We start from the raw sequence: 23,920 nt of genomic DNA on the forward strand, positions 1-23,920 counted from the left end.
CACTGGAAGAATACCCATGAAAAATAATAATGTGTCTAACGCAAGTGATAAAAGACAACAACTAATACAACTGCTTGCCCAAAAGAAGAAAAAGGAACTAGCGGAAAGTAAGAAAATCAAAGTGGCCGCGCAAAGCGCTGCATATCCTTTATCTTATTCACAGCAGCGTCTGTGGTTTATGGATAAACTGCAGGGCAGCTCCGCAGAATACAATGTACAGTCTGTTTTTAGAGTTCGGGGCGTGCTGGATCTGGAGCAGGTCGAGTGGGCGATCGCTGAAATTGTAAAGCGTCACGCTATTTTACGTACCAATTATATTGAGACCGGGGAGGGTGTATTCCAGGCCCCTGCGCACACCTTTAACTTTAAAATTGCCCGGCACGATTTGACCGACTGCGATCGAGATACGCAGTCGGTCAGATTAGCACAGCTTGTGCAAGCCGATCTGAACATGCCTTTTAATTTGCAGCAGGATCTGATGATCCGGGCCATGTATGTGCATTGCGATGCCGTTGAGCCTGGTGGGGTCTTGATCTTTAATCTGCACCACATCGCCTGCGACGGCTGGTCAATGGACATTTTGACAAAAGAGTTCTTTGCCTTGTATCAGGCGTTCGACGATAAAGCGGCCGGTGAGTTTGAACCCCTGGCAATCCAATATACGGATTATGCCTGTTGGCAAAAAGACTGGCTGGATAGCGACAAGCTGGAACAACAGCTGGCTTATTGGCAGAAGCAACTTGCCGATGTTACACCAGTTCACAGTTTGCCACTCGATCGGCCCAGACCCGAGACAAAAAGCCACGAAGGGGCTAAGGTGACGCAAACCTTGTCGGCGACGGTCGGCACCGGGCTAAATAAGCTTGCAAATAAGCTCAACTTAACGCCATTTATGCTGGTGCACGGGGCGCTGGCGCTGGTTTTTGCCCGTCATAGCCGCAACACTGATGTAGTGATTGGCACGCCTCTGGCTAACCGAAGCCAGCCAGAACTGAACAACTTGATCGGGTTTTTTGTCAACACCCTGGTACTAAGGGTCAACACAGATCATGCCAGATTAAGTGACTATTTTGAACACGTCAGACAGACCCATATCGCCGGCCAGGCCAATCAGGACGTTCCATTTGATCAGCTGATTGAATCTTTGAACATTCCCAGAACCTTATCTCATCACCCTTTGGTTGAGATTGTTATGACCTTTGACAGTGCAGGACCTGCGTCAGAGAGCATTTGCGTCGGTGACGTAGAGTTCGAGTATATGCCGGGCAATTTTACTTTGGCCCAGTCAGACTTTGAAATAGACGTCAGACTGAACGAAGCCGGGGTTGATGTTAACTGGACGTATGACAAGGCCTTGTTTTCGTCCGAGCGGGTCGCCCAGTTAAATGCGCACTATTGCCATGTGTTGAGCCAATTGGCACTGCTGGCTGATGCAGCGCAAATCGATGCCGTTGAACTTAATGCCGTGACCTTGTCGTCGCAGGATGAGACCGAGTACCTGTTAACGGCGCACAATCAAACACAGGCTGAAGTCCCGGCGACGAAGTGTATTCATCAACTGTTTGAGCAACAGGTCAAGCTGACTCCAAACAATCTGGCTGCACAGCATCAGCACAGCGAAATCTCATACCGGACGTTGAATGAAAAAGCGAACCGTTTTGCCGATTGTCTGATCAATATGGAAATCGGTGCAGGTGATTACATTGGCATTTATTTGAACAATTCGATAGAAATGCTGATTGCTGTATTGGGCGTGCTTAAGTCGGGGGCGGCGTATGTTGCATTGGATCCGAGTAATCCGGCAGCCAGGATCAAATCCATAATGCAGGATACGGATCTCGAGCTTGTGGTGCTGACTTCGGATCTGTTGGCGGACTTTTCGATTAAAGGCGCAGATATTCTGTTGATGGACGAGGCGCTGACCGACGCCGACTGGTTTGATGAATATGATACCCACGATCCCCAGCAGACGCAGGATCCCGCAGAGACGGCATATGTATTGTACACTTCAGGCTCAACGGGCAAACCCAAAGGCGTAGTGGTTTCCCACGCCAATGTGGTGAACTACCTAGACTACGCGGCGAAACAGTACCTGGAAGCTGAGCTGCTGGGGGCTGTGGTTACTACGCCGCTGAGCTTTGACGCGACCATTACCTCTTTGTTGACGCCTTTGTGTAAGGGAAAAACGGTCGCCCTGTTAGCGCCGTTAAAAGAGGATCTGACACCCGTTCTCAACTACCTGACTTCAACACAGCCCTGGTTGTTTAAACTGACGCCAGCGCATCTTAACCTATTGAATTTCAGGCTGGTCGAGCATCAGGCCGTCGATACGAGGCACGTGATGGTGCTGGGCGGAGAAAAGCTGCCGGTCGCTTGTGTACATCAGTGGAAAACCGCGTTTTTCCCTCGTGCGGTATTTATCAATGAATATGGTCCGACCGAAGCTACGGTGGGTTGTAGTGTTTTCAGAGTTGAAGCGTTAGGCGATTTAGACTTGAGTCGCGACAGCGTGCCGATTGGCAAGCCGATTCAGAATGCACAACTTTACGTGTTGGACGGCGACGCCCGGCTGGCGCCTAAATTTGCAGTCGGCGAACTCTACATCGGGGGAGATGGCCTGGCCGATAAATATCTGGGTCAGGCGACGCTGACGGCACAGCGCTTTATTCAGAATCCATATTTTGATCCGTCAGATCCCAACAGCAGCGAGCGTTTGTATAAAACCGGCGATCTGGTCAGGTATTTGGCCGATGAAAATCTAGAATTTATCGGACGTATCGATGAGCAGGTCAAAGTCCGTGGTTACCGCATCGAATTAGGTGAGATAGAGCACCATATAAACCAGATCGCGACGGTGGATTCGGCAGTAGTGTCAGTAAAAGGCAAAGAGACGGGTGACGAAAAGCTAGTTGCCTACATCCGGCTAGCGGATCCGGTTCAAGGGGAATCGGAGCAAGCACAGCAGCTCAAAGCCATCAAACAGGCGGTGAGTCAGCAGTTGCCAGATTATATGACGCCGTCGGCATTTGTCGTGATCGACAGCTGGCCGGTGACTTCGAACGGCAAGTTAAACAGAGCTGCACTGCCCGAGCCTGACGGCGCCATTTTGCAGGGGCAGTATCACGCGCCTGAAACTGAACTCGAACGGCAACTGGTCGCACTTTGGGCCGATGTACTTAAACTGGCGCCCCAGACACTCAGTGCAACGGCCAATTTCTTCGACTTGGGCGGGCATTCTTTATTAGTGATCAAGATGATCACTGCTGTGCGGGCACAGTTTGGTGTCGAATTGACGGTTAAATCCGTGTTCGATCATCAGGAGCTGCGCCAGCTTGCGGCTTTTATCGAGAAAAGCGCCCCAATCGATCAACGACCCGAGATCACGCGGATAGACAGAGACAGTGGGCCTTTACCTTTGTCCTTTGCTCAGCAGCGATTGTGGTTTATCGATCAACTGCAAGGGGGCAGCCCAGAATACAATATGCCAATGGCGTTTGAGGTAGACGCGCAGTTTGATGCCGATGCAGCCGAGCTGGCGCTGATCCGCGTCATTGCGCGTCATGAGCCTTTGCGCACCGTATTTTCTGAAGGCGCTGATGGCGCTTATCAGGACGTCAGACATGATTTCAACTTCACCCTGGAGCGGGTCGATTTGCGTCATTTAGATGCAGCAGCGCAGCAGCAAGAGATCGAACGGGCGCTGCGTGAGGACAGTGAACAGGCATTTGATTTGAGCCGGGATCTAATGGTGCGCGCCCGGTATCTGATGTGCAGCGAGCGACGCAGCATCTTGATGTTTAATATGCATCATATCGCCTCCGATGGCTGGTCTTTGGGCATATTAGCCGAAGAGTTTGTGCTTCAGTACCAGGCCGCCAGAGCCGGCCAGGCGGATCCGCTACCGGCACTGGCCGTTCAATACGCCGATTTTGCCCATTGGCAGCGCCTGTATCTGAGTGGTGAAAAGCTGAAAACTCAGGAAGAATACTGGCGCAAACAGCTGGCGGGTGTGCCCGCAATGCATAGTCTGCCGTTAAGCAGACCGCGTCCCCAGCACAGCAGCAACGAATGCGGCCTACTCAGCAAACCACTGGCGCCGGCCTTGGTCGAAGCCATTGAAGCGTGCGCTGCAGCCAACAAAATGACCCCTTTTATGCTGATGCACAGTGCATTGGCCCTTGTTTTGTCACGTCATAGCAATAACAAAGACATAGTGATAGGTACCCCTGTAGCAAACCGCTTGCAGGCGGAACTGGAGCCCTTAATAGGATTTTTCGTTAATACACTAGTCCTGAGAGTGAACACCGGACATGGAGATGTCGCCGGTTATCTGGCGCACGTGCGGGATGTACATTTGGGCGCACAGGCTAATCAGGATATTCCGTTTGAGCAAGTGGTTGAGTTGTCGAATTTGCCCAGAAATACACAGCACACGCCCCTGTTTCAGATCATGTTCAGCATGGATCTGAGCACAGAGTCGGATGTGCAGCATCGTGATGCAGGCTTAACGCCTCTGAATACGCAAAACAGCGGGGTGCAGTTTGATCTCGATATTACCCTGAGTCAGACAAACGGGCACATGCAATTGACCTGGATGTACGATCGGGATCTATTCGACAAGGTGTATATTCAAAGTCTGCACACCCATCTGGAGACGTTGTTGGAGGGGCTGAGTAGTCAACAGAATACATCTCTGGGCGCAGTTAACATGCTGCCGAAAGCGGAAGTGGCGCAACTGACGAAGATGTCGGCAAGCGCCTGGGTGGCGTATCCGCAGGATGTGCAAATCCATCACTTGATAGAGCATTATGCGCAGAGCACGCCGGATGCGACCGCAGTCGTTTTCGAGCAGGACAGGCTCAGTTATAGGCAGTTAAATGAGCGGGCCAACCAGCTGGCCCGATTGATTTGTCAATGTTGCGATCAGCCGCAGGGAGTGACGAAAGATACCCTGGTCGCGCTCTATCTGGAGAAGAGCACGGACATGGTGATCAGTATGCTGGCCGTATTGAAATCGGGCGCCGCTTATGTGCCGATTTCTACTGATTATCCGGTTGAAAGGGTGCAATTTATCCTTCGCGATACGGCGGCGCCTTTGTTGATCACCCACAACCGTTATGCTTTGGAAGAGCTGGCGCCCGGGCTGGTGTTGCCCGAGGTTTTATACTTGGACAGTTCGCAGTCGCTACAGGAGTTAGACAAGGCGAACTTGGCTCTGGACATTGAGCACAGCGCCCTGGCGTATGTGAATTATACCTCGGGCACCACAGGTCAGCCCAAGGGGGTGATGGTTGAACACCAGCATATTGCGGGCCGATATTTCGCCTGGCAACAAGCGTATCGGTTGAAAGACCAGCCCGGTGTGCACTTGCAAATGGCCGGTTTCGGTTTCGACGTGTGCACCGGAGATTTTGTGCGCGCCCTGTGCTCGGGTGGGTGTTTGGTGTTATGTGCGAAAGACTGCTTGCTTGACCCTGAGCGCCTGTGGGGGCTGATGCTGGAACATGAGGTGAATTTCGCCGAATTTGTGCCTGCCACCTTATTGAGTTTATGTAACTATCTGAACGAAGTGGCGCTCCCATTCCCGCCGCTCACACACCTGGTGGTGGGGTCGGATAGTTGGAATATGGATGATCACAGCCGGGTTCAGCAGATCTTGCCAGCTGACTGTCGTTTGATTAACTCCTACGGTTTGACCGAGTGTACGGTCGACAGTAGTTACTTCGTTTCTGAGCAACAGGTCGAGCCGGGGGCCAAGGCCAATATCGGCGTCGCATTTGACAATGTGCACCTCTATGTACTGAATGAAGCGATGCAGTTGGCGCCGCTTGGCGTGGAAGGCGAACTTTACGTGGGCGGTGTGGGTGTGGCAAGGGGGTACCTGAATCGACCTGAACTGACAGAAAAAGCCTTTTTAGCCAATGCATTATGCTCAGACGAAGGTGTTCTCAGTTTGTGTCCGACACTCTACAAAACCGGTGATTTGGTCAAGCGCAACGCACAGGGTCAGCTTGAATTGATCGGCCGCAAAGACGAGCAGGTCAAGATCAGAGGGCACAGAGTTGAATTGGGTGAAATAGAGCAGACCTTGCTGGGTTCAAATAAGGTACAGTCTTGTGTAGTTAAGGTACAAGGGGATGAAAGGGGGCATAAGCACCTGGTGGCCTATATTCGCCCCGCTCACAATCCGGCATTTGATCAAGCTCAGTGCAGCAAAGCGTTAAAACACCAGCTTTCCCAGGTTTTGCCCGATTACATGACGCCGACGTTTTATGTGTTTGTCGAGCAGTGGCCGCTGTCGCCTAACGGCAAGATAGATAAAGCCGCACTGCCGGCCACCTCACTGGATTTGACTACGCAGACATATATCGCGCCTGTCGGTGAGGTTGAGCAAAAACTGACGCAGATCTGGAGTAATGTTCTGGGCCTGGCACCGGCACAGATCAGCACAGCGTCTAACTTCTTTGAGCTGGGTGGCCACTCGTTATTGATTATGAAACTGGCGACTGAGATTCAGTTACAGTTTTCGAACAAGATGTCTGTTAAATCCCTATTTCTAATGAATTCACTGTCAGAAATGGCAGATGAAATTGAACGTTTGGAAGCCATCCGCTTGCTTGACTCAAAAATTGAAGCCAGCGCAGACGTAGAGGAGTTCTCATTTTGAGCCAAATTAAAACCCTGCTGGATGACTTCATCAGCAGAAGCATTTTATTGAAAAACAAAAATGGCGAACTTAAGGTCTCGGCCCCCACTGGGGTGATCACCGAGCAGGATAAGCAAGCGATCATGCGCAATAAGGCGGCGATCCTTGAGTATCTTAGCCTGAACCTGAATGAAACCTCTTTGGCCTCTCACGGCAGTGAAACCATACCGCGTAATATGCAATCGGGTCCAATCCCTCTGTCATTTTCGCAGCAACGTCTGTGGTTTATCGATCGGTTGCAAGGCGGCAGCGCACAGTACAATATGCCGATGGTGCTTAGGGTGACAGGTCAGTTCGATATTGATGTGGCCGAACAGGCCGTCAACCGTATCATACAGCGCCATGAATCGCTCAGAACCCTTTTTAACGAGGGCACGTCAGGCGCTTATCAATATGTGCGAGAAAGCTTTGATTTTCGAATCAAGCAGCTTGACCTGAGCCATTTTCAGCACGAAGAGCAGCAGCAGCAACTGTCCGACCTGCTGCGCCAGGACAGTGAAGCCATTTTTGATTTAAGAGCGGACCTGATGCTCAGGGCGTCCTGCCTGAAGCTCAATGGGAATGAAAGCATTTTGCTGTTCAATATGCATCATATCGTCTCAGACGGTTGGTCTATGGCAGTGCTGGGCGAGGAATTCTTTAGCCAGTATCGTGCTGTGTTAGCCGGTCAACCCGATCCGCTGGCGCCGCTTCCGATCCAGTATTCGGATTACGCACACTGGCAGCACAGGCACATGAGTGCAGAAAAACTCAAGCAACAGGAAGCATATTGGCGACAGCAACTGGCCGGAGTGCCGTCTGTGCACGGCCTGCCATTGGAGCAATCGCGCAGTCAAGACCATGACAATAAACTGGCTGTCGTAACCGGACACTTAGACCAGGCTTTGTCTGCCGCTCTGGAGCACTTGGCCGTCGAACGCAATATGACTCCCTTTATGCTGGTCCACAGTGCTCTGGCGCTAGTCTTATCCAGACACAGCAACAGCACTGATATAGTGATAGGTACGCCAGTGGCCAACCGCGCCCAGGCTGAACTGGCGCCCCTGATCGGCCTTTTTGTTAATACCACAGTATTGAGGGCCAATACGGCACACACGGAATTAGACGCTTATTTAGCGCATATCCGGGAAATTCACATCGATGCGCAGGCGAATCAGGATCTGCCTTTTGAGCAGCTGCTCGAAGTCGCCAACGTCCCGCGCAATGCCTCGCACACGCCGCTGTTTCAGATCATGCTGAGCATGGATGTGGAGTCCGGGCGCGATACCTGCCAACAGTTAAATTCAGACGTGTGCTTTGAACTGATTGACAGTCAGGGCGGATTGGCGAAGTTTGACCTAGATATCTCACTGGAACGCAGCAAGGGCGGTTTTGAAGTGTCCTGGGGCTACAATGCCTCGCTATTTGCACGGGACGATATCGCCAGGTTGAATACCCACTTTCAGCGCCTGTTGACTGTTCTGGTGAGCGACCAGGATCTGCGCCGTGCGCATGAGGCCATGTTGCCGAGCCAGGAAGTGCCTTGCCTCTTGCCAGATCCCGATGGGGCATCTGTAGTGGCTGAACACCTGTGCTTCCATACTCTGTTTGAGCACCAGGCAGAACAGACGCCACAAAAAGCCGCCTTGGTGTGCAACGGCAATAGCCTGAGCTATCGAGAGTTGAATGAAAAAGCGGATCAGCTGGCTGCTTATTTGACTCAAAATTACGATATTCAAGCGGATACGCTGATCGGTCTGTGTGCTGTTAAGTCCAGTGATCTTGTCATTGCTATTCTGGGAATACTAAAAGCCGGCGCGGCGTATGTGCCACTTGATCCAGATTATCCCGAGCAGAGACTGGCGTATATTATCGAAGACGGCGGGCTGAACATCGTACTGACTCAGCAAGCTCTGGCAGAAAATCTGGCCTTTAGCCCGGCTAACGTGATCGCGTTCGATAAATTGGATCTGACTGGGTATACGGCTTGTGCGACGCCGGTTGCCGCTGACCCTGCTCAGTTGATGTACGTCATTTATACATCCGGCTCATCCGGCGCGCCAAAAGGCGTTTTGATAGAACACAAAGCTGTCTGTAATTTAGCTCTATATATGCACCAGTTAGAGCTGGGACAAAGCGGAAGTTGGGGCTGGTGTGCGCCTTGTGTATTCGATGCATCAGTGCAAGGCCTGACGCAACTGGCGATGGGGCAAACTTTGGTCATCGTGAGCGACGAAGATAAAAAAGATCTGAATAGCCTTCGCAACTTAATCGAGACATGTGATATCGGTGTACTCGACTGTACGCCTAGTCTGCTGGCGCTGTGGCAGGCGCAGGGAACGGTCGACCAGCTGCCGGAACTGGTGATCGGCGGTGAAGCAATTAAACCCGAGGTGTGGCGGGAGTTGGCTATGCGTCAGGCCCGTGCCTTTAACATGTATGGCCCGACTGAGTGTACCGTAAACAGCACGGTCGCCCGGATCGTCGGTGAGCAGAGCCAGCTAGGTCATATGGTGGCCAATGCCCGAGGGGTGATCCTGGATGCAATGGGACGCCCGGTGCCAACCGGCTGTCCCGGAGAGTTATACATTGGCGGCGCCGGACTTGCCCGAGGTTATTTAAACCGAGAGGCACTGAATAAATCCAGCTTTATTCAGAATAAGGCCTTTCCTCAGGCCGGATTGCGTTTGTATAAAACCGGGGACTTGGTGCGTCTGAACAAAACGGGCGCTCTTGAATATTTAGGACGTAATGACGGCCAAGTAAAATTTTACGGCTATCGTATCGAGCTCGGTGAAATTGAATCGCAGATCTGTGTACTGGATCAGGTGGACTCGGCGCAGGTTCTGATCCACAAAGAAAATGAAAATGCTGCATATCTGCATGCCTTCATCAAACTGGCACTGGCACACAGCGAAGATTCGACCCCTGTGCTGACGCAAATCAAATCACATCTGCAACGGGCGCTGCCTGATTTTATGACGCCGAAGCATTTTAGTGTGGTGACGGACTGGCCTTTGACCTTGAATGGCAAAATTGATCAGGCGGCCCTATTTAAGTGCTCCGCTCAGAGCCAGGTTAGGGAGTACCTTGAGCCCAATACCGAGACTGAAAAGAAACTGGTCTCTCTGGTTGCCCAAGTGCTGAATCTGGGTGAGCAGCGCACAAGTCTGGATGCAAGCTTTTTTGAGCTGGGTGGCAATTCCCTGTTGTGTATCCGGTTAGCTGCGCATATCGAAGAGACGTTTGGCTTAAAGCTGGCGCTGCAGATCATTTTTGACAACCCGACCCTGTTGCTGCTGGCGGGTGAAATAGACAAAAGGGTACAGCAGCGCGGGACGCAAGTGCTACAGCAAAGGAAGATAGCCAAGCGCTCTGAGCGCAGCCAGGCGCCTCTGTCCTTTGCTCAGCAGCGTCTGTGGTTTATTGACCAGCTACAAGGTAGTTCAGCTGAGTACAATATACCGCTTGCATTCGAGGTAACAGGTGCATTCGATACCCGGATCGCAGAGCGGGTCTTGCGTACCCTGATCGAGCGCCACGAAATACTGAGAACTGTGTATTCGAATGAAGGCGAACAGGCGCTGCAGTACATCTGCGAGCGCTGTGATTTTGCGCTCAAACACCTTGATTTAACCGCGTTGACACCCGAACAGCAACAAGCGCAGGTCCAGCAACTAATCGATCAGGATACGCAGACGGCGTTTGACCTGCAATCGGATTTGATGATCCGAGCCAGTTATATTTGGCTACGCAACATCGATCACGAACAGGGTGCTAAAGGCGTGCTTATGTTCAATATGCACCATATTGCGTCGGATGGGTGGTCGATGGAAGTGTTGCTCAAAGAGTTCTGCGCCTTGTACCGTGCGTTCGCTGATGGCCTGCCCAGTCCTTTGCCTGAACTGGCTATCCAATATGCCGATTATGCCACCTGGCAGCACTGCGGATTGCAAGATGACCTGCTCGAATCTCAGTTGCGCTACTGGCAGATGCAGCTGGACCAGGTGCCGCCGCTACATGCGCTGCCGCTAGACAAGGCCAGACCTGAACTCAAAAAACACCAAGGGCAGGCGGTGGTGGGGGTTTTACCTGCCGAGGTCAGTCAGTCTTTGCTTGCGCTTGCTGAGCGTCACAAGCTGACCCCCTTTATGTTGCTGCACGGCGCATTTGCCTTGTTGCTGGCGCGTCATAGTAACTGTTCGGATATTCTGGTAGGTACACCGGTTGCGAACCGCTTACAGGCCGAACTTGAACCTTTGATCGGCTTTTTTATTAATACACTTGTGCTTAGAGTCGATACGGCTTATCAACACTTGAGCGACTATTTGGCCCATGTGCGCCAGGTGCATATAGAAGCGCAGTCCAACCAGGACATTCCTTTCGAATACTTACTAGAAGCACTGCAAGTGCCCAGAACGACGGCGCACAACCCTTTGTTTCAGATCATGCTGACAACGAATACGGACTACGGCCTGAACAGCCATGAGCTGGCGGCGGAGCTTGCTATGCCCGGGCTGAAGTTTGCGGAGCTTGATTCGGATTCGGTACAGGCTAAATTCGATTTGGAGCTTGATTTGAGCATAAGTGAACAGGGTGCACGTCTGAACTGGACCTATGACGTTAGTCTATTTGAGCATACCCGTATTGAGCAACTGAATGACCACTTATGCCGTTTATTAGGTGCATTGGCGCAGATTGAGCCAAAGCGGGACACACCTTTGAACCATCTGCCTATGCTGTCTGACTCGGAAATAGAACATTTAGTATATGAGAGAAACCAGACGCAGGCGCAGCACCCCAAAGACAGGTGCATACATACCTTGTTTGAGCATTGTGCAGCGGCGCACCCGCACCGTACGGCGTTACTGTTTGAAAACACACAATTGACCTATGGTCAGGTCAATGAAAAAGCGAATCAGCTTGCCCGTTACCTGCGCAGTCAACATGGTGTTTTGCCCGATACCCTGGTGGGCTTATGTGTTGAACGCTCGGCAGAAATGGTTATTGCCATACTAGCGATTCTAAAGGCTGGCGGCGCGTATGTGCCCCTGGATCCCGACTATCCGCAAGACCGCCTGCAGTATATTGCAAAAGATACGGGGATTTCCCTGTTATTGACTCAATCCCATTTATCAGAGCCGCTGATACAGTTCAGCGGCAGCCGGGTGATGCTTGACGGATTGGCTGCGACCGAGTCTACCTTGCAGGTTTGCGCGGAGATGAGTCCGGACAACATACCGCAAGCAGAGACAGGCGTGACAGCGCGCCACCTGGCATATGTGATCTATACCTCGGACTCCACTGATCAGCCGAAAGGCGTCATGGTTGAACACTATGGCGTTACTAATCTCTTGTACGCCCAGCACAAGAACTACGGACTGGGACAGGGTGAGGTGGGGCTGCTATTGGCTAGTTTCGCATTCGATGTTTCCGTTGAGCAGATGTTTATCATGCTGAGCAAATCGGGTGCCTTGTTGATCCCCGACCAAGACATGCTGTTATCTGTCGAAAAATTAGGCGGTGCGATTGAACGCCATGGAGTGACGCATATCCACAGCACCCCTTCTTATTTGCTGTCTTTCGCTCAGGTATTGAGTTTGCCTTCGATCAGGCGGGTCGTGTCCGGCGGGGAAGCTATGTTGCCCGGTCTACTCGATTATGTGCACGCCGACTTGTTCTATGTATATGGGCCGTCCGGGGCAAGCGTAACCACAAGTGTCCTGAAAGTGAAGTCGGGCGCAGGCAATCATATTGCCGGGCCGATAGACAACACCCAATTCTATTTGTTAGGGCAGGCGCAGGAGCTGTTGCCGCTGGGGGCGGTAGGTGAGTTATACATCGGCGGAGACGCCTTGGCGCGGGGGTATTTGAATCAACCCCAACTGACAGCGCAGCGCTTTATTAAAAACCCCTACTTTGATCCGACCCGGGCGAACAGCCCACAGCGCCTTTATCGCACCGGTGATCGGGTGCGTTACCTTGCGCACGGACAGCTTGAGTTCATCGGTCGCGCCGATGAACAGATCAAAATGCGCGGTTTTCGTATCGAGCCGGGCGAAGTGGAAGCACAGATCAACCGGTTGCCCGCTGTGGAGTCTGCCCTGGTACTGACAAGTGAAAGGGCTGGCCGCAATCAGCTACTGGCCTATGTCAAAGTGCAGTCGGTTTCCGACAAAGCAGAATTGGTGCAGACACTAAAAGCGACGCTTGCTGAAAGCCTGCCTCATTATATGGTGCCGGCGCAGTTTGTTGTGATCGATGAATGGCCTTTGACACCGAGTGGAAAAATTGACAGACGGGCCTTGCCTCAGCCAGATGTAAGCCTCCTGCAAGCAGAGCACATTTTTCCGGAAACGGAGACGGAAAAAGCACTGGTGGCGATTTGGTCTGAGCTGTTGAATATCGACAAGCAGGCTATCAGCGTCACGGCGGACTTTTTCGACTTGGGTGGCAATTCGCTGTTGGTGATCCGGCTTAAGTCGTCGATTCAGTCGCAGTTCAATGTTGAATTTCAAGTAAAAGATTTATTTAGTCGTTGCAATATCAAAACGCTGGCTAGCCTGTTGTCTGCGCATTTCTTAAAAGCAGAGTTAGATAACGCATCAAGTGAAGAATTGGAAGAGGTTGAGTTCTAAATGGAAAATGTAGTAAGTGTGATCAACCGTCTGGTTGAGCAGGGTGTTGAAGTGTATTTGTCGCAAGGCAAATTAAAAGCCCGTTCGGTGAAGGGGGGGATAGGCCCGCAAAACCTTGAGTTGATAAAGCAGCATAAATTTGCCCTGATCGAATACTTGGAGGGACGTTCTGGCTTAATTAACAACGAAACCGGATGCCAGGCCATTACCCGTGCCGAGTCAAAAGACAGCTTGTCCTTTGCCCAGCAAAGGCTGTGGTTTATCGATGAACTTCAGGGGGGTTCACCTGAGTACAACATGTCTTTTATGTTTGACGTCAGAGGCATGCTGGACATTGAGTTGGTTGAAAAGTCACTGACTGAAATTGTTCGGCGCCATGAAATACTGCGCACTGTATATGTCAATTGTGATGGGGAGGCAAAACAATGCACTCTGGAAGATGTGCAGTTCAAGCTCCGTCTGCACGATTTGAGCTTGCTCGGTGAAGAAGAAAAAGCGTCGCAGCTAAAGCATTTGCTTGATCTGGATGTCGAAACTCCGTACGACTTGAGTGCGGACTTAATGGTGAGAGCCAGTTATATCCAGCTGGTTCAGCAAGATGCAAGCGCACAGCAAGCGCAGCAGGGGTTATTGCTGTTCAACATGCATCATATTGCGTCGGATGGCTGGTCGATGGAGGTGTTGTACAAAGAATTTTTCGCCCTGTACCATGCCTTTTCCGAAGGCAAGCCGACACCGCTGAGCGAACTGGACATTCAGTATTCAGATTATGCGCACTGGCAACGCCAGTGGTTGCAGGGAGAGCGGCTGGAGGCGCAGTTGAATTATTGGGATAAGCAACTGGCCGCAGTGCCGTGCGAGCACGGACTGAAATTGGATTTCCCGCGCCCTGAACCGGGGCCGCGCATTGGCGGGGAAGTATACGGGCAGCTGTCGGCACAGACGGCGGTTGCGTTACAGAATCTGAGCAAAAAGTTCCGCCTGACGCCTTTTATGTTGCTGCACAGTATGCTGGCTTTAGTGCTATCGCGTCATAGTAACAGCAGCGATATAGTAATTGGCACGCCTGTTGCTAATCGTATGCAAACCGAACTTGAGCCGCTGATCGGCTTTTTCGTCAATACCCTGGTGTTGCGCGCCGATACGGACTGGAGCAGTTTAGGTGAGTATTTACAGCATATACGTCAGCTGCATTTAGACGCGCAATCCAATCAGGATGTGCCATTCGAACAGTTGGTTGAACGCCTTAAAGTACCCAGGAATACGGGCAGTACGCCCGTATTTCAGGTGATGTTGACCACAAATACAGATTTTTCCATCAACAGTCAGCAAGACAAATCCGCTTTCGCCTTGCCCGGCATCTGCTTTTCTCCGGTTATTCCCGATACGTCGATCGCCAAGTTTGATTTGGATATCAGTATCGAGATCAATGCCTCTGGGGTGAGCACCAACTGGACCTATGATACGGCGCTGTTTACGGAGCAGCATGTACAACAGCTCAAGGATCATTTATGCCGTTTACTTGAAGGTCTGGCGACATTGGAAGAGACTGGTCTGATTGCCAAGCACACACCACTTAAATCTCTACCGCTGCTGTCGTCACAAGAAACGCACCAGTTACTCAACGAGATCAATACACCTTTGCCTAAGTATGATACGCAGGCGTGCATCCATGAATTGTTTGAAAAACAGGTGCTCCTGCATGGTGATAAAGTAGCCGTCAGGTATTTAGATAGCGCGCTGACATATCAGGCGCTGAATGAGCGGGCGAATAAGCTGGCGCATTATCTGATAGACAAGTATGAGATCAAACCGGATACCCTGGTCGGGATATGCGTTGATCGCTCGCTGGATATGATCCTGGCTATCCTGGCTGTGCTTAAAGCCGGTGCTGCCTATGTGCCACTCGATCCCAGTTACCCCAAATCCCGCCTCGATTATATGCTGGCGGATGCCGAGCTGAGCTTAGTACTGACCCAGAGCCAGGTTACGCAAGAAATCGATTTCAAAGGCCGCGATTTAGTGGTGATCGATGACCAGTCTCACCTGAATACGCTACAGCGTTATTCCTCTGATAATGTTGCCAAGCAAGCTTTGGAGCTTAACTCGGAACATCTGGCCTACGTCATTTATACTTCCGGCTCGACTGGGCAGCCCAAAGGGGTGTTGCAAACCCACACCAATGTAAACCGGTTGTTTACAGCGACCGCCGAGCAATTTAATTTCAGTGATGCGGACATCTGGACGCTGTTCCATTCATTTTCATTCGACTTTAGCGTTTGGGAAATCTGGGGGGCGCTATTGCACGGCGGTACGCTTATTATTCCGACTAAGGACTGCACTCTGGATACCCGGCAATTCATACAACTGTGTCAAACCCACGGTGTCACCGTGTTGAACCAAACGCCCAGCGCGTTCAATGTGTTCTCGGAACAGGTGTTGAATGAATCGCGGACATTGCATGACTTGCGCTACATAGTGTTTGGCGGCGAGCAGTTGAGCCGCAGCCATATTGAGAACTGGGTGGACGAGTTCGGTTACGATACGCCTAAACTGGTCAATATGTACGGCATCACCGAAACCACAGTACATGTCACCTTCAATCTGTTAAACGAACATAATCTGGGCTCCATAGGCAAGCCCCTTGCTGATCAAAGCATCTTGATCCTCGATAACCAAATGAACCTGACACCGGTGGGCTGTGTTGGGGAAATGTACGTGTCCGGAAACGGTCTGGCCCGGGGGTATTTAAACAAACCGGACGTGACCGCTGAACGCTTCTTAACAAACCCATATTTCGAGCTGGCCGAACCCGGCAGGTACAGTGGCAGAGTCTATAAAACCGGCGATCTGGCCCGCTACCTTGCCGATGGCAGCATAGAGTTTGTTGGGCGCGTCGACGAGCAAGTTAAGATCCGGGGGTTCAGAATCGAGCTGGGTGAAATTGAGTCGGCGGTCGGCCGTTATGAGGCGGTGGATAAAGTCAAAGTGGTTCAGCAAACCCAGAGTGCGCTGGAAAAGAATCTGGTGGCTTATTTTTCACTCAACACGGATGAAATCGAACAGCGAACCCGGGCGATCGATAAAAGTGAAGTCAGTCAATGGGAAGAAGTGTTTGACAATACCTATTCTTCTGAAGCCGACTGGGTGCAACCGGGCAGCGATTCGAATGACATGAATAATATTGTCGGCTGGGACTGTAGTTATCGAAAAAGCCCTATAGGGGCACCGGAAATGCTGGAGTGGGTCGAGGGCACGGTAGCGCAGATCAACGCGCTTGCGCCTAAAAATGTGCTTGAGATCGGCGTCGGTACTGGCATGCTGCTGACCCGATATGCGGGTCGCTGTGATTCGGTCACCGGCTTAGATATATCGCAGAATGCGCTCGATTATCTCGAAGGGGTACTGGCGCGAAGAGACATTAATAATGTGGCGCTAATCAAAGGCGATGCAACGTATCTGAGCCAATTTGAAAACACGCGCTTTGACTGCATTATTCTCAACTCGGTCGCCCAGTATTTTTCAAGTGATCTGTATTTCAATCAGGTGCTGGATAACATGTTGTCTTGTCTGGACGATGGCGGAAAACTCTTCATCGGGGATGTCCGCAACCTAGACTTATTGGCCAGTTTCAAGCATTCGATCACTGTTTTCCAGGCCGACGGTGAAGTGAGCAAAGAAAAGCTTTATGACAATGCCAATGCTGCTATACACAGAGAGAACGAACTCTTAATCAGTCCCTGCTATTTTTACAATCTGGTTGAATCTAACTCAGCTGTTTCCAGCGTCGACATCAAGGTCAAAAAAGGCTGTGCGACCAATGAAATGATGCGCTATCGCTATGATGTGGTGATCTATAAAAATGCTCGTAAGGCAGATAGGCTCAGTCAGTGGCAGGAGTGGATCGGCGTAACTGAATTAAGCCGGTTACTGCAACAGGGGGCGGCTTGCTTTGGGGTATCGAATGCCCCGAACAAACGCATCGAAGCTGATGTTAGATTGGAAAACCAACTGACCGACGACAGCACTTTTGATTTTCATGCCGTCAAAGCGGCTATCAGATTGGAGCCGTGTTCGTTTATAGGGGATTTAGACCGCCTGGCGGCTGAAAACGGCTACACGATGGAGTGCACTTGGAGCCAGCTGGCGGCGGACAAGCTCGACCTGATCTTTACCCGCAAAGATGAGGTAACCCGACCGGCTATCTTGTCCAGATACAGCTATAACGCGGTTAAACTAATCAATAAGCCTCAATTAGGCAAGATTTCAAACGTTCTGATCCCCGAAGTGAAGCGTTATATATCAGGCCAGTTGCCCAAACACTTGTTGCCCGATGCCTATATATTGCTGGAAGACTTCCCGATCAATTTCAACGGAAAACTCGATTTGAAGAAGCTGCCAAAGGTAAATGTATTTGATGATAAAGGCTATGTTGTCCCACAAACTGAAATGGAAGGGGTACTTCAGGCTGCCTGGCAGCAGGTCCTGAACCAGGAGAAAGTGAGCGCTGACGCCGACTTTTTTGAAGTGGGCGGCAATTCACTGCTGGCGGTTAGGCTGGTATCTGAAATTCGTCAACACCTGGAAATTGATATGCCGGTCAAAGCCGTATTTGAACATTCGGGTTTGCAAGCTATGGCCGTTTACGTGGATGACTTTATTCAGAGTGCGCAATTGTTGAGTCGTATGAATGCCATGCCCGTGGCCGATAAAGCCGATGAAATCGAGTGGTAATATGAATAATATTAAAAGCATTATCGCATCGTTGGCCGATCAAGGTATTAAAATATACCTTGAAAATAACAAGCTAAAAACATCGAGTGCCCCGGGCGCAATTACGGCGCAAATTGCACAGCAGATCAAAGCGAATAAAGAGGCACTGATAGAATGTCTGTCTGTGCTTTCGTCGCAGGGCAAGCAGGGTAAAGTGACCCGGCAGGCACGCGGCGATACTGCCGTGCCCCTGTCATTCCCCCAGAAGCGGATCTGGTTTATCGACCAGTTGCAAGGTGAAACACCGGAGTACAATATGCCGTTGGCGTTAAAGGTCAGCGGTCGCTTGAATCTGGAGTGGGCAGAGCGGGCGTTGCGCGAAATTGTCCGGCGTCATGAGGTTCTACGCACAGTGTACGTCAAGTACCAAGGGAATGTTGTGCAGACGGTGCGTGACGATCTTGAGTTTAACCTGAGCCGCTATGATCTTACCAATTTACCACTTTGCCAACGTCAGACTCATTTGCATGAGCTGGTGAAAAGGGAGGCTGATAGACCCTATGACCTGAGTGCGGATTTAATGATCCGGGCTACCTACGTCTTACTGGAAAATGAAGCCGCGGCTGAGCCCCAAGGTGCATTGTTGCTAAATATGCATCACATTGCCTCGGATGGCTGGTCAATGGAAGTCCTGTTCAATGAGTTCGCCGGCTTGTACCGTGCGTTTTCAGAAGGCCAAGCCAGCCCGTTGCCACCGTTAGCCCTGCAATATTCGGATTATGCCCTTTGGCAGCGAAACACGTTTCATGGTGCTGCGCTGGAGACGCAGCTGGCGTACTGGGAGGCCCAACTGGCAGGTATGCCTCAGGAACATGGCTTACGGTTGGACACAGCCCGAGGTGATAAGAAAAGCCATCTCGGCGCTGAGGTATGTGATCAATTACCGGCGCAGCAGGCGCAAGCCCTTCTGGCGTTGTGTAAGGAGCACACCCTGACCCCCTTTATGTTGCTGCATGGTGCGTTAGCCCTGTTGTTGGCCGCGCATAGCGGTCAACATGACATCGTGATTGGTACACCGGTCGCAAACCGGACCCAGGCCGAGCTTGAACCGCTGATCGGATTTTTCGTCAATACCCTGGTGCTCAGAGCAGATACGCGCTGCGAAACGGTGAGCGATTACTTTGCGCATATCCGCCGGGTAAATCTGGAGGCGCAATCGAATCAGGACGTGCCCTTTGAGCAGCTGGTAGAGCGGTTGGGTATGCAGAGAAACGCAGCCAGTACGCCCTTGTTTCAGATCATGCTGACAACAGGTACGGATTTTTCTCTTAAGAGCGCAGCCGGGCTCGAACTGCCTGGTGTGACTTTCAGCGGTTTGGCTGCCAGTGCACCGGCGGTTAAATTTGATATGGATATCCATATAGATTTAGATGCGTCTGGTGTGTATTTAAATTGGACCTATGATAAGGCGCTATTTAGCGAAGCCCACATCAAACGACTGAATACGCACTTATGTAGGATATTGCTTAGCTTGGCTGGGCTTGCATCCGGCCACAGCCGCTGTGACATGCCGCTTACACAGTTGCAGATGCTGTCCGATGCGGAGGTGGATCGCTTACTCAATGGCCTTAACGACAATACCCGGGCCTATGACCGCACCTCTTGTATTCACGAGTTGTTCGAACGACAGGCCGCAGAAGCCCCGGATGCGATAGCGCTGGTTTATCAGGAACAGGCCATCAGCTATGGTGAATTGAATCAACGCAGTAACCGGTTGGCGCATTACCTAGTCGAGACCTATCAGGTCAAACCGGATATGCTGATCGGCATTTGTGTCGAACGCTCTTTGGACATGATCATTGGCCTGCTGGGCATTCTCAAAGCCGGCGCGGCCTATGTGCCACTGGATCCCGATTATCCCGCATCTCGCTTAAGTTATATGTTGGACGATGCCGATTTAAAGCTGGTGCTGACACAGCAGGCGATCCAAGACAGGCTGGATTTGCAAGGCCGTCACGGGGTGATCTTAGATGCGCCTCAGCATTGCGAGTGTGTTCAGGGGTATCCGACCGACAACCTGGCGAAACAGGAGTTAGGTTTGACGTCCGCGAATTTGGCGTACGTGATCTATACCTCGGGGTCGACGGGTAAGCCCAAGGGCGTGCTGATCGAGCACCGCGCTTTATGTGGTTCGACGCTCAACCGGCTCGCTACCTATCAGAACATCGATGCTTTCTTGCTGTTGTCTTCGTTTTCCTTTGACAGCTCGGTCGCGGGCATTTTTTCCACCTTGTGCAGTGGCGGCAAACTCTGCCTGGTGGCGCAATTTTCGAATAAAGACATAGCACAAATTACCTCGGCGTTGGCCGAGTTTCAGATATCGCACTTTCTGACGGTGCCCAGCTTGTACGAAGCCCTGCTCAGGTATGCCAAGGGCGACGCGCTGAGGCATCTTCGGCAAGTGACGGTAGCTGGAGAAGCCTTTTCTTCACAACTGGTGGAGTTACACCACAATTCAACGGTGTTTTCAGGCGCCGCTCTATTTAATGAGTACGGCCCTACTGAGGGCACTGTTTGGTTTTCAGTCAAGCACTTGTTGCGCGGCGCTCAGGTCTCTATTGGAAAGCCCATCGCCAATGCCCAAGCATTTGTTTTAAATCAAGCGCAGCAGCTGGTGGCACAAGGCGTGGCGGGGGAGCTCTATATCGGCGGTGAAGGTTTGGCGCGCGGTTACCTCAACCGGACTGAGCTGACAGCCGAGAAATTTATTCGCAACCCCTTTGCCGATGTGATGAAAGTGGCTTCCAGCGCCCGTTTATATCGGACCGGCGATTTGGTCAGGATGCTGCCAAATGGAGAGCTGGAGTTTATTGGCCGTACCGATGAGCAGGTTAAGGTACGGGGATACAGGATAGAAACCGGTGAAATAGAACAGCAGCTGATCGAGCGGTCCGAGGTGCGTACCTGTGTGGTCTGCATCAGTGCGTTACAGCAAATCCGGGCGTATGTAGAGCTGGAGTCAGGGGTGAATGAAACTCAGGTCGCGGATGCAGCGGCCGAGCTTAAACACCACCTTGCACAGAACTTACCCGAATACATGGTGCCCAGTTCTATTCTAGTTGTGGATCGGTGGCCGCTGACGCCTAACGGCAAAGTGGATAAAAATGCCCTGGCGCAGTTAAACGACAGCTTTGGGGCGCAGTCCTATATTCCACCTGAAAATGAAACTGAATTGGAGCTGGCATCTATTTGGGCAACCGTTTTAAATCGGCAAGTCGATGAGATCAGTGCCGATGCTTGTTTTTTCGAACTGGGTGGGCATTCGCTGCTGACACTTAAGCTGATGGCTGAAATAGAGCTGCGCTATCCGAATACCCTCTCACTGGAACAGGTATTCAAGTTCAAAACCGTACGCCGCCTGGCCGACAGGATCAATCAGGTGAGCAAGGGACACAGTGATGAAGATACAGCGCCAGCGCAAAGCCAGTTGGTTGTAATTAAACGCCATGACTCGAGGGCTAAATCGGTCTTCTTTATCCCGGGCATTGCCTCTTTATCCCATGTGTTTGCTGAGGTATTTCAGGCACTAGGCAACAGCCCCCTCAACCTGTTTGCATTTAATCACCCGGGTATAGTTGACCAGAGCCCGGTGTTTACCTCGATAGAAGACAATGTAGCCTGTTTTAGCGAAGCGATTTTAGCTGCAGCAGGGGGCGAGGAAGTTGTCATCGCAGGTCACTCATACGGCGGTGTGCTGGCGTTTGAAATTGTTAAGGCCCTGTCTGAAAAAGGCGTAAAAGCTAGGCTTGTCTTGTTGGACACCTACTTAGTTCAGCAGGGGCGGGTAATATTTGACGATCTGAACGAGTCGGACTGCGAGGCGGCATATGCAATGGCCGACTGGCGACGTGTGTCAGACAAGATCAACGCCAGCTATCGGATCCAAGCGAGATTGTTAGAAGCCTATCAGGCGCAAGCGTTTGTCGAGGAAAGCAAACCTATAATCTTGTACTCGAACGATCAAAAAGATTCTTACAAACAACAGCTTAATGGTGTTTGTTCGCTTTTCCCAGGAGGGGTGAATAGCGTCCGCGTCGCCGGTGATCATTTCTCCATGTTGACGGGCGAAGGCGCTCTGGCGATCGCGCAAGAAGTAAAAAACATAATCTAAAGTCAAGCAGGCGGACACCGCCTGCGTTAAGGAAGCAGTATGGTTTTAAACATAATAAAGAAATACACCCGACAAATTGTACTTTGCAGTATTGTCGGGGCGGTCAGCGCCTTTTTCAGCATTTGGCTGATCTCTCTGATCTCGGAAAGCCCCCTTGAAAGCATCAATGCCGATGCACAGCGCTGGGCACTGCAGTTTTTCCTTGGCATCGTCGGGCTCTTTACCATCAGCTCACTGGCCAATTACTTTATGACAAAACTAAGTGTGAATATCATATTCGAAGTGCGGGATAACTTAGTTAAACGCATATTGAACACTAAGTTTTCTACCTTAGACAAAATTGGAGGACACAAGGTACTGGCGACTGTGTCCTCGGATGTGAGTGATATCTCCCGCGCCATCTCAGCCATGCCCCAATACATTTATAACCTAGTCACTGTGTTGGTCTGCTTAGGGTTTTTAGCCTATAAATCGCCAGCCCTGTTCGGCGTACTGGTCGCGGCTTTGCCATTCGGCCTGGCCGTCTCGGTGCTTTTGGTCAATCGGGCGGAAAAGTACGATGAAATCTGGCGTGATAACTACGATGTTATGTACGAGCAGTTCAAGTGTTTGGCCGACGGCGCAAAAGAGTTAAACAACAATCAAAAGCGCAAAGGCGTTTTTTACAATAATGGTTTTATCCCTTCATTAAAGCAAATCAAGCAGTCTAACCTGAATTCGGAGCTGCTGTGGAACCTGAGTGAAAACTGGGGACAAACCTTAATTTTTATTCTGCTGGGTGTGATTCTGCTGTCACACAGCGTTTTCGGGCTCGGCGAAAGCTCAGCCATATTATCTTTTATCTTTGTTTTGATCTTTATTCAGGGGCCTGCAGATGTATTGCTGTCACATCAGGAGTCCATCGCAAAAGCCTTTGTTTCTGTACGCAAAATAGACAGCCTGGATATTTCCGAAGACACCCGCATGCATGAATATATAAAGGATGAAGCGCTGTGCGGAACGTTTGAGACCCTAAAAATAGAAGGGCTGAAATTCAAGCATGACAGCGAAGACTCAGTGTTTGAAGTGGGGCCTGTAGATCTTAACATCAATAAAGGGGAGTTGCTGATCATCAACGGCGGCAACGGCTGTGGTAAGTCCACCTTCGGCAAATTGCTTGTCGGTCTCTATGAGGCAGGTTCTGGCTCTATTTCTATCGACGATCTCAAAGTCGAGGAACACAACAAAAATCAGTATTTAAACTTGTTCAGTGTGATCCATTCCGACTTTTACTTGTTCGACACCTTGATCGACCGCGATGGCAATACACCTTCGGACGCTAGTATCGGCAAATACCTAGAGAAACTGAATCTGCACGACAAGGTCACCGTGGTGGACGGTCGCTTCTCGACTACTAAATTATCTCATGGTCAGCGTAAGCGACTGGCACTGTTAGTAGCCTATCTGGAAGATGCGCCTGTTTACTTCTTCGATGAATGGGCGGCCGACCAGGACCCGTACTTCAGGGAGTTCTTCTATATGGAGTTATTACCCGAGATGAAGAAAAACGGCAAGACCATCATAGTGATCAGCCACGACGATAAGTACTTTCACATTGCCGACCGGCTTGTAACTTTCGACGCTGGCAAGATCAGCCGCATTGAAACGAACCAGACCGACCACAGCAGCGAAATGTCTGTATCCGCCTGAAAAATAAACCGGGTTAAACCTAGT

Annotated in this window: 5 protein-coding genes; all 5 read left to right on the forward strand. The window is 51.0% G+C overall.

Annotation, left to right across the window (positions count from 1 at the left end):
- Positions 1–16 precede the first annotated feature (16 nt).
- Genes TW77_RS06315 through TW77_RS06335 form a run of 5 tightly spaced genes read left to right on the forward strand, consistent with a single transcriptional unit; the run spans position 17 to position 23,896 of the window.
- Positions 17–6,667, forward strand: coding sequence for a non-ribosomal peptide synthetase (locus tag TW77_RS06315; protein WP_046004124.1), 6,651 nt, complete (start codon positions 17–19; stop codon positions 6,665–6,667).
- On the forward strand, positions 6,664–13,323 hold the full coding sequence (locus tag TW77_RS06320) for a non-ribosomal peptide synthetase (RefSeq protein WP_052713070.1): 6,660 nt from the start codon (positions 6,664–6,666) through the stop codon (positions 13,321–13,323). The genes TW77_RS06315 and TW77_RS06320 overlap by 4 nt, the downstream gene beginning before the upstream one ends.
- A complete protein-coding gene (locus TW77_RS06325) occupies positions 13,324–18,057 on the forward strand; it encodes a non-ribosomal peptide synthetase (RefSeq protein ID WP_046004125.1) in 4,734 nt (1,577 codons plus the stop codon). It abuts the gene before it with no gap.
- A 1-nt stretch (position 18,058) separates the two neighbouring features.
- Positions 18,059–22,207: a non-ribosomal peptide synthetase gene (locus TW77_RS06330; protein ID WP_052713071.1), complete on the forward strand. Its 4,149-nt coding sequence runs from the start codon at positions 18,059–18,061 to the stop codon at positions 22,205–22,207.
- 39 nt (positions 22,208–22,246) lie between these two features.
- Positions 22,247–23,896 (forward strand): cyclic peptide export ABC transporter, encoded by a 1,650-nt coding sequence (locus tag TW77_RS06335; RefSeq protein WP_046004126.1) that lies wholly within the window; start codon positions 22,247–22,249, stop codon positions 23,894–23,896.
- Positions 23,897–23,920: the final 24 nt, after the last annotated feature.

The organism is Pseudoalteromonas rubra (assembly GCF_000967655.1).
Classification (GTDB): domain Bacteria; phylum Pseudomonadota; class Gammaproteobacteria; order Enterobacterales; family Alteromonadaceae; genus Pseudoalteromonas; species Pseudoalteromonas rubra_A.